Origin of the sequence: Faecalibacterium sp. An192, assembly GCF_002160175.1 — a bacterium.
Taxonomy (GTDB): domain Bacteria; phylum Bacillota; class Clostridia; order Oscillospirales; family Ruminococcaceae; genus Faecalibacterium.
In genome coordinates this window covers 51,509-60,169 of sequence record NZ_NFKB01000015.1, presented here as the reverse complement: position 1 = coordinate 60,169, position 8,661 = coordinate 51,509, and the positions used below count along the sequence as shown (strand labels likewise).

At 57.2% G+C, this 8,661-nt stretch carries 7 protein-coding genes; all 7 read right to left on the bottom strand.

The window, feature by feature from the left end; all coding sequences use genetic code 11:
- Positions 1–284: 284 nt before the first annotated feature.
- Positions 285–1,451: an iron-containing alcohol dehydrogenase gene (locus B5F27_RS06790; protein WP_087365685.1), complete on the bottom strand. Its 1,167-nt coding sequence runs from the start codon at positions 1,449–1,451 to the stop codon at positions 285–287.
- 23 nt (positions 1,452–1,474) lie between these two features.
- A complete protein-coding gene (locus tag B5F27_RS06785; RefSeq protein WP_087365683.1) occupies positions 1,475–2,074 on the bottom strand; it encodes a flavodoxin in 600 nt (199 codons plus the stop codon).
- 28 nt (positions 2,075–2,102) lie between these two features.
- Positions 2,103–3,548 (bottom strand): glycoside hydrolase family 1 protein, encoded by a 1,446-nt coding sequence (locus B5F27_RS06780; protein WP_087365681.1) that lies wholly within the window; start codon positions 3,546–3,548, stop codon positions 2,103–2,105.
- A gap of 109 nt (positions 3,549–3,657) precedes the next feature.
- Positions 3,658–4,554, bottom strand: a complete 897-nt coding sequence (locus B5F27_RS06775; protein WP_087365680.1) for a LysR family transcriptional regulator — start codon at positions 4,552–4,554, stop codon at positions 3,658–3,660.
- A gap of 134 nt (positions 4,555–4,688) precedes the next feature.
- Positions 4,689–5,774: a PTS transporter subunit EIIB gene (locus B5F27_RS06770; protein WP_087365677.1), complete on the bottom strand. Its 1,086-nt coding sequence runs from the start codon at positions 5,772–5,774 to the stop codon at positions 4,689–4,691.
- Positions 5,775–5,921: 147 nt separating this feature from the next.
- Positions 5,922–6,719 (bottom strand): MurR/RpiR family transcriptional regulator, encoded by a 798-nt coding sequence (locus B5F27_RS06765; protein WP_087365675.1) that lies wholly within the window; start codon positions 6,717–6,719, stop codon positions 5,922–5,924.
- 160 nt (positions 6,720–6,879) lie between these two features.
- On the bottom strand, positions 6,880–8,589 hold the full coding sequence (locus tag B5F27_RS06760; protein WP_087365691.1) for a carboxylesterase family protein: 1,710 nt from the start codon (positions 8,587–8,589) through the stop codon (positions 6,880–6,882).
- Positions 8,590–8,661: the final 72 nt, after the last annotated feature.

The window sequence follows — 8,661 nt, the reverse complement described above, 5'->3', positions numbered from 1 at the left end:
CCAAACGAAAGCAGGAGTGGCTCCGCTAACGCTCCGCCACTCCTGCTGAATCCTAATCTCCTACACTTGGGGCTTTTTTGTACTGTCCACACAATTTGGACCGGTTCACGCCTCAAAGGGACAGGACAGGGGCTTTTCCTACTATAAATGAAAGGTGAATGATAGCCTGCAAATGCGTTTGCTGACCGTTTCGGTTCAGCCTGGCACCGGTGCTGTCGGCCTGACATGGAACCAGAACAAAAATGGGACACAAGATGGCCGGATATTTCGTGAAAAAGCGGCCTTCAGTCGCAGCACGCACAGAAGATGCTGTAGATTTCCTCGGCTGTCATCTTTTTGTAGCAGCCCTGGGAATGGCTGCAGCTGGCAGCAATCTCCTTCAGCTGGGCTTTGTTCATGCCCAGTTCCTTGAGGGTGACGGGCAGACCCAGCTCTCGAATGAAGGCCGCCAGGGCATCGATGCCGGCGAGAGCCAGCTGGCTGTCGGTTCGGCCTTCCCGGTGAAGATGCCAGACGTTTTCTGCAAAGCGGACAAACTTGGAAGACTCTGCCTGACAGAGATGCCGGTAGTACGCCGGATGCAGCGCCGCCAGGATACAGCCATGGTCACAGGCGGGGCAATAGGTTTCCAGCTGGTAGGCCATCTTGTGGCAGACAAAGTCACACTGCTTGCCCATTTGGACCAGGCCGTTCCCGGCCAGGGCGGCGTCCCACATCAGGTTGGAGCGGACGGTATAATTGTGCAGATCCTGCATGGCAATGCGCAGGTCGCGGATGATGCTGTGCATCAGGGCTTCCAGCAGATCATCCGAAACGTTGTCTGTGTCGGGAGCGCTGAAATAGGTCTCCATGAGATGGCTGAGGACGTCAAAACCGCCCGCCGCCACCTGCTTTGAGGGGACACTGTAGGTGTAAGTGGGGTCCATCAGGGCGAAGCATGGGCCGAGGGCAGGGTAATCCCGGCAGGCCCGGAGCTTGAGGGCCTCGTTTGTGAGGACGGCACGGCCGCTGCAGGCACTGCCCCCGCCCGCGGCTGTCACAACAGCGCCCAGGGGCAGGGGCTCTGCCTCAATGACACCCGGCCTGGCCCAGAAGTCAGCCCAGATGTCCCCGCTGTACCGGGCGGCCAGACTGACGGCTTTGCAGCAGTCCATGACGCTGCCGCCGCCCACGGCCAGGATCATATCCACCTTGTGTTGTCGGGCAAGCTGCGCGCCCTCCTGAACTTTGGCATAGGCTGCATGGGGGGAGATGCCCGCAAACTCCACGACCGTCTTGCCTGCGGTGTGCAGGATGCCGGAGATTTCATCATAGACGCCATTGGTCTTGATGGAGCCGCCGTAGGCCAGCAGGATGGTGCCGGCCTTTTTGGTCAGGCAGGCGAGGTATTCCTTGACGCAGCCCCGGCCAAAGTAGACTTTGGTACGATTCTGAAAAATAAAGTTGTTCATGAGAAGGGTCCTTGCAGAGAGGTTCAGCCCTCCAGGGCTGCCAGCCAGCTGCGGATATCGCTCTCGCTGACGCCGGAGGAGAAACGCTGGCCGTCCAGCCAGGTACCGGTTCCTGCGGCCTGAGCCAGCAGTTCGCCGCTGTTGCCGATGCCGGAACTGGCGGAAGTGCAGAAGGGGATCACCGTCTTGCCGGTGAAGTTGTTAGCCTGGACAAAACTCTCTACAGGCCAGGCCGCCTCGAACCACCAGATGGGATAGCCAATGAACACGGTGTCGTAGCTGGACCAGTTGTCGGGGGTGGTCTGGGTTAGCTCCACCGTTACAGTTTCTCCGGCCACCCGGGCATCATGCTCGGTGGATACACGGCTGCTGGGGTCATTCCAGTTCAGATCAGCGCTGGTGTAGGGGTCAGCTGGGGTGATCTCAAAGAGGTCGGCGTCCAGCTGTTCGGCGATGGCCCGGGCGGCATTTTCGGTGTTGCCGGTGGCTGAGAAATAGACCACCAGGGTATTGCCCAGTTCCAGGTCATCGGGCAGGCTGGCTGTGTTGCACCCGGTTAGGCCCAGCGCAAGAGTCAAGCTCATGCCCAGAGCGGCAAGACGTTGGATGAGTGTATGTTTCATAAAGAGATGCTCCTTTCCAAAGTGTGTATTAATCAGAAAGGTTCTCGCCATTCGAGGCGATCACTTTCTTGTACCAGTAGAAAGACTTCTTTTTCAGGCGGGCGAAGTCGCCTGTTCCGTTGTCGTAGCGGCGGACGTAGATGAAACCATAGCGCTTGGCATATTCGCCGGTGGAAGCGGACACCAGATCGATGCATCCCCAGGGGGTGTAGCCCATCAGATCGACACCGTCCTGGACCGCCTCTTTCATCTGTTCGATGTGGCGGCGCAGGTAATCGATGCGGTAGTCGTCGTTGACGGTGCCGTCAGCCTGCAGCTCGTCTTTGGCGCCCAGGCCGTTTTCCACTACCATCAGAGGTTTGCCATAGCGGTCATACAGGTCATTGAGGGCGTAGCGCAGTCCCTCAGGGTCGATCTGCCAGCCCCAGTCCGAAGCTTTCAGGTAGGGGTTGGGTACACCGCCCAGAATGTTTCCCTCGCCCGACTCGGCCTTTTCTGCGGTCTGGCAGGAGGACATATAGTAGGAGAAGGTAATAAAATCCACCGTGCCCTTTTTGAGGATTTCAGCGTCGCCGGGATGCATTTGGATCTCGACGCCCATCTCATCCAGAAGGCGCTTGGCATAGGCGGGGTAAGCACCCCGGGCCTGGATGTCGGTGCAGTAGTAATTGTACAGCCGGTTGTACTTCTGGTTGGCGAGCACGTCGGAGGGCCTGCAGGTCAGCGGGTAGCTGGCCGAATAGATCATCATGCTGCCTACCCGGTAATCGGGGTCGATCTCATGGGACATCTGGACAGCCAGAGCGCTGGCCACAAGCTGATGATGCAGCCCCTGAAACCGCTGCTGGGGCTGATCGGGCTGGTGCATGAACTCGGTAGGGTGGGTCAAGTCGTTGAGGATACCCTGATTCAGCAGAGCCCCCATGGGGGCGATGGCGCTGTTGATTTCATTGAAGGTGAGCCAGTATTTCACCTTGCCCTTGTACCGGGTAAAGATGGCCCTGCAGTAGTTGAGAAAATAGTCAATCATCTCACGGCTGACCCAGGCGTTGCATTTTTTGGTCAGGCCAAAAGGCACCTCGTAGTGGCTGATGGTGATAAGAGGCTCGATGCCGTACCTACGGCATTCGTCGATGACCTCATCGTAATGGCGCAAGCCTGCTTCATTGGGCTGAGTCTCGTCGCCATTCGGGAAGATGCGGGTCCATGCGATGGAGAAGCGATAGCACTTGAAGCCCATTTCGGCAAAAAGGGCAATGTCCTCTTTGAATCGGTCATAGTGCTGGATGGCCTCATGACTGGGGTAGAAGGTACCTTCCTCCAGCACGGGGGTAATCCGTTTGCTCTGGCCGAACCGGCCGCCGGTGCAAATGTCGGCCACCGAGACGCCTTTTCCGTCGTGGTCCCAGGCACCCTCGCACTGGTTGGCCGCTGTGGCACCGCCCCACAAAAAATCTTTGCGCAATACGCTCATACATTTCTCTCCTTTGCTGCCGGGGAATGCATCCGTTTGTGATCCTAGTATAAAAAAATCGAGACGTCAGGAGAAGTCTCGATTGGTTATGTTGTTGTTACTGAAAGGTTTATGCTCTGGGCGCGGCTTTCTGGACCATTTCCAGAAAGGAAGCCACCAGGGGAGCCGGTTCGGGGGCGTGGAGCAGGCCGAAAGGTATGGTGTAGCCCCAGTCCACCGGCAGGATTTTGAGCAGCGGATGGACGTAGTGCCAGCTCTCCACCGCCATCAGAACACAGCCCTGGTTCTCGCAGTCGTTGAAGACGCCAGTGTCGTAAAAGTCGAAGTCCACGATCTGGATTTGGGGATGGTTTTTCCAGATGTCATCCCGCAGAAGGTCCACATAATGGCTCCACCCGCGCCGGATCAGCATCAGCTTTTCGCCGTAGAGATCCTGTACCGTCAGGCTGTCTTTTTGGGCCAGCGGGTGGTAGGCTGATACAGCACAGCAGATGGGTTCCCGGGAAAGTTCCAGTCCGGCGCAGCGGCGGAGTTCCAGCATGGTGTCGTCAAAGATGCCGGCCACCACATCGATGTTCTGGCCGAGGTTGGATAAAATCTCCCGGGCGTTCTGGGGCGTGTTGTCAAAGGGAACCAGTTGGAACTTGAGGTCGGGGCGGTACTGCTGTACCCGGGGCCAAAGATCCACCAGGAACTGGGCCGGCGTCATGGGGGAGGTGCCAATACGAATCACTTTTTCGCTCTCCTGCATGGCGCTGCGGGCCCGCGTGATGGAGTCGTTGCAGTACTGAATGATGTATCGCGCATCCTGGTAGAGGCTCTGGCCCGCCGGGGTGAGCTGCAGGCCCCGGTGGGTGCGCACAAAGAGCTGCAGGCCCAGGCCCTCTTCCAGCAGGTTGATCTGTTTGATGACCGCAGGCGGCGAGATATACAGCCGTTCGGCGGCTTTGTTGAAGCTGCCGGCGTCCGCCACGCACAAAAATGTATCGAGCTGCGGGTTATACACACAGATCACCGTCCTTTTGAATCACTGGTTTTATTGTATCGTCAGGGAAAAGGCTTTGTCAAGGCTCAGCGCTCAAAAAGCAAAACAAGGGTGTGCCCATCCGGGCACACCCTTGTGCGTGGAAAATCAGAAATTCAGCGTTTGATGGCTTCATCGGTATAAGTGAGGAAGGTCACCACAAAGGAGGCGGCCATGGCGGCCAGAGAGACGATGACCGCAATAATCATGCCGGAGGCATCGTTGGTGGTGATGTCAACAAACGCAGGCCAGGAGAAAATGCCCAGCGCACCCACCGAGTACTGCATGACATGGAAGGCGCCCAGCAGGATGGCGCTGGTGTTGTTCAGGAAGGTAAACAGCATGCTCAGGGCCTGGGCCAGCAGGGAAGTAACCGGGCCGATGACCCAGAGGGTCAGGCAGAAGGTGACGGTGCAGGTGATAAGGGGAACGGCAAACATCTTGATTGCGTCGGGAATGTGCTTTACATAGAGCTTTTCAAACCAGGCAGCGAAAGCCACGGCACAGATGATGGGGATCACGCTGGAAGTGTAGTCTCCTGAGACCGGCATGATAACCGGAATCCCAAACAAAGCATCGTGAGCTGCAGTGGAGCTGCTGAGCAGGGACGGGTACAGCATGCCTGCGCCGATGACCATGCCCTCCAGTTCGGGCAGGCCGAATCGTTTGGAGGCGGTGTAGGCCAGCAGAATGGGCATAAAGTAGAAAAATGCGTTGCCCAGCGAATAGAGGATGTTGTAAGTAGAGCCTGCGCCGTCCATCAGTCCGGCAGCCACCAGCAGAGCCAGCACGCCCTCAATGATGCCGCAGGCTGCCAGCACGCCCAGACAGGGGGTGAATACACTGGTGACGATACTGATGAAAGCGTTGAGAGGGTTCTGCTTTTGTTTGGGCGTCTCGGCTGTTTCTTCAGCGGGGGTGCCGTCCTCGTTGACGGAGCCGCCCGGGGCGATATGTCCCACAGCGCATACAGCATCGTAGACTTCAGGCACCTGGTTGCCGATGACCACCATGTACTGTCCGCCGGACTGGATAACGGTGACGATGCCGTCGGTATCCTTCAGCACCTCGGTGTTGGCTTTGCTTTCGTCCTTGAGCTTGAAGCGCAGCCGTGTGACGCAATGGGTCAGGGATACAATGTTGGACCTGCCGCCTACATTCTGGATGATGATGCGGGCAAGACCGTCGTATTTACTTGCCATGACAACTCCTTCTTTCTTTGTAATGCCGGCGCCGGCCCGGGCCCTGGGCTGACTGTGTTTGGATGTTTCCTGTAAATATTGTAACAAGCTTGCAACGAACCAGCAACGATGTGTACAGAAAGCCTCTTTCAAAAAATGAAAACCCTGTCAGGTATAAAACATGGTACTGAGAAGCTTGGCCAGCAGCATCAGGGAATAATATCCGTTGTTGAAGCTGCCGGCCTGACCGTAAAGACAGCACAGGTCCGGCTCGACCTGGGCGTAAGGTTTCTCCTGAGAAAAGAGGATGGTGAAAGCATGCTCCCGCCGGGCAGCCGCGCAGAGCAGGGCCATTTCCTCGTGGAACCAGAACGAATTGACAGATAGCAGGAGTATCGTGGTCGAGCGGTCCATTTGGGGGAGAGTATGCTCACTGATATCATCGATGTTATAAAAGTAGGCGGCCTGTCCATTACAGAGCAGATCCAGCTGAAGCGAATAGAAGCAGTGCATATCACGATTATCGCCCACAAAGTAAACGGTGTGGCTGTTCTGTATTTTCTTCACTACCTGGCGCAGCAGATCCAGGTCCAGCTGTTCCATCGTGTACTGCAGGTTGACAGCGGCTTCCTGATAGAGCTGCTGGGCCATGGCCTGCGCGTTTTTACCATGAAAAGCCGTGAGGAGATGCCGTATCTGCCGCAGACGGCGTTCAGCGAAGAACTGAGCAAGCTGATGTTTGAACTGTTGAAAGGATTCAAACCCGCACCGTCGAAAAAACCGGCTGACCGATGCAGTTGATAAGTGAGCTTCGGCTGAAAGCTGTTCCTGCGACAATTCCAGAATGTTTTTGGTGTGCTGCAGCACCGCGTGGGCAACGCTGTGATCGCTGCTGCCCGGTGCCTGGCGGTTGCAGCAGCAGATGAAGTGCTTCCCAGTGTGCTCGGGAAAATCAGACCGGATCATGATGGCCTCCTCTTTCCGACAGTTCTTTTGTCTTTACTATAATGGGATCTGCCCCAAAAGAGAAGTATCCGTTGGTTCACAACTATAAAGCTAGGAGTTACAACTAAAAAAGCCCATCGGTCAGAACCGATGGGCGGGATGTGCAAGCGGGGATAAGGCCTCAGCGGCCTAAAATGGTTTGCAGCGCATCGTCAAAGCTGCTGTCTTTGCAGCTGCTGCGCGTGTCGAATACCATCGTGCGGGGTGCCTGCATGGTATAGGGGTCCCACGAAAGGGCAGGGGTGGAGGGATCACCGGTGGCACAGAAGGCAGCCAGTGCCCGGGCTATCTGGTCGGAGAGATGGTGGGCGTTTGCCTCATCGCCGGCGATCTGGTAGGGAACCGTGTCAACGGAGTGGAACCAGAAACCGATGTCAGAGGTATGGGTCATGGTCATGCCGCCGAAATAAGGCAGGGTGTAGGCCACCAGATATTCATAGACCGCGGGGGCCGAGGCCGCCGCATGAGCCGTCATCGGATCATCAGCAAAAGAAATCAGGGAGCGCAGGTCGTACAAATCATGTCCGGGGTAGGCAGCGGCAAACAGCTCCACAGCCTGGTCATAATTGCTGCCCAGAAGCTCCCGCATGGCATTTTCCTGCTGTGCGGCTGTGAGATTGCACTTGGCGTCTCCCGGGCGGGAATACAGCACGGCATCGGCCGAGTTTCGGCCGTCCATTTCCGCCCAAACATTGCCGATCATGTAGGTGTATTGGGCAGCAATGGCATTCAGACCACTGCCGCTGTAGAAATCCGACTGGAAATAGGGGGAGCCGGTGGTCAGCTGGTAGTCCACCCCGGCGCCCTCGCATAAGGACACAAGCTGGTCGTAATCAGCCGTTTGCAGATAGCTGAATACTTCGGCATCGCTGGCGCTGGACATGCCCTGAACATTTGCCCGGACATGATTTACCAACTGATAAGCGTTCTCTGCGGCCTGTTCGGGGCTGCGTCCGCTGGCAGCACCGCCGCTGACATTGACCACCTTCTGGAACAGCCCCTGGGCAGCCGGAGCCGAGGCCAGAGCTGTCACCTTGGTGCCGCCGCCCGACTGGCCGAGAATGGTCACGTTGCCGGGGTCGCCGCCAAAGGCAGCAATGTTATCCCGAACCCACTGAAGTGCCAGCACCAGGTCGGCGATGCCGGTGTTGGCGTCGCCGCCGATGGCGCTCAGGTCAAGGTAGCCGACGTAGTTCAGCCGGGCATTGGCGGACACGAAAACACAGTCTGTATAGTCGGCAAAATATTGGCCATCGTAGATTTTCAGCTCAAGGGAGGAGCCGGTCTGCAGCCCGCCGCCGTGGATGAACACCAATACCGGCTTGCGGGCAGAAGAATCCAGAGAGCTGGTCCAGACGTTCAGGTTGAGGCACTGACTCTCCGTGCTGAACATGTCCGATTCGGAGGGCGTCATAAAGGCCGCAGCAGCAAAGGGGTTGTAATAGTTTGTCTGGGTGTTGCTCTGGGGCGAGACCGAGCCGTTGGTCAGGGCGTTGGTGGGCTGCTCCGCAGTACCGTAGCTTTCCACCGGCGCAGCATAGCGGAAGCGCTGGTGCATGCCGTAAGGGATTCCCTTGAAAGTGTGGATACCATTGTAGGTGTAGCCCATGACATATCCGCGGGACAGCCCAACCACTGTGGGCAGAACCGGGGAACCATTGCCCAGCGAGGCGATGGCGGTGCCCAGCTGCCCCAGGCAGTTTTCGTCTGCTGCCGGCTGCGGGGCCGGAGAGGCTGCATTTGCCCCGAGGGATGCAGTGCCTGCCAGAACGGCGGCTGCCCCTGCGAGGGCTGATGTGCGCAGAAAACGACGGCGTGAGATCTCTTTCATGAAAAACGCTCCTTCCTGTTTGTTCTAGCGGATCTGCAGAAAAGTCATCTGCATCGTTGTCTTTAGGATATC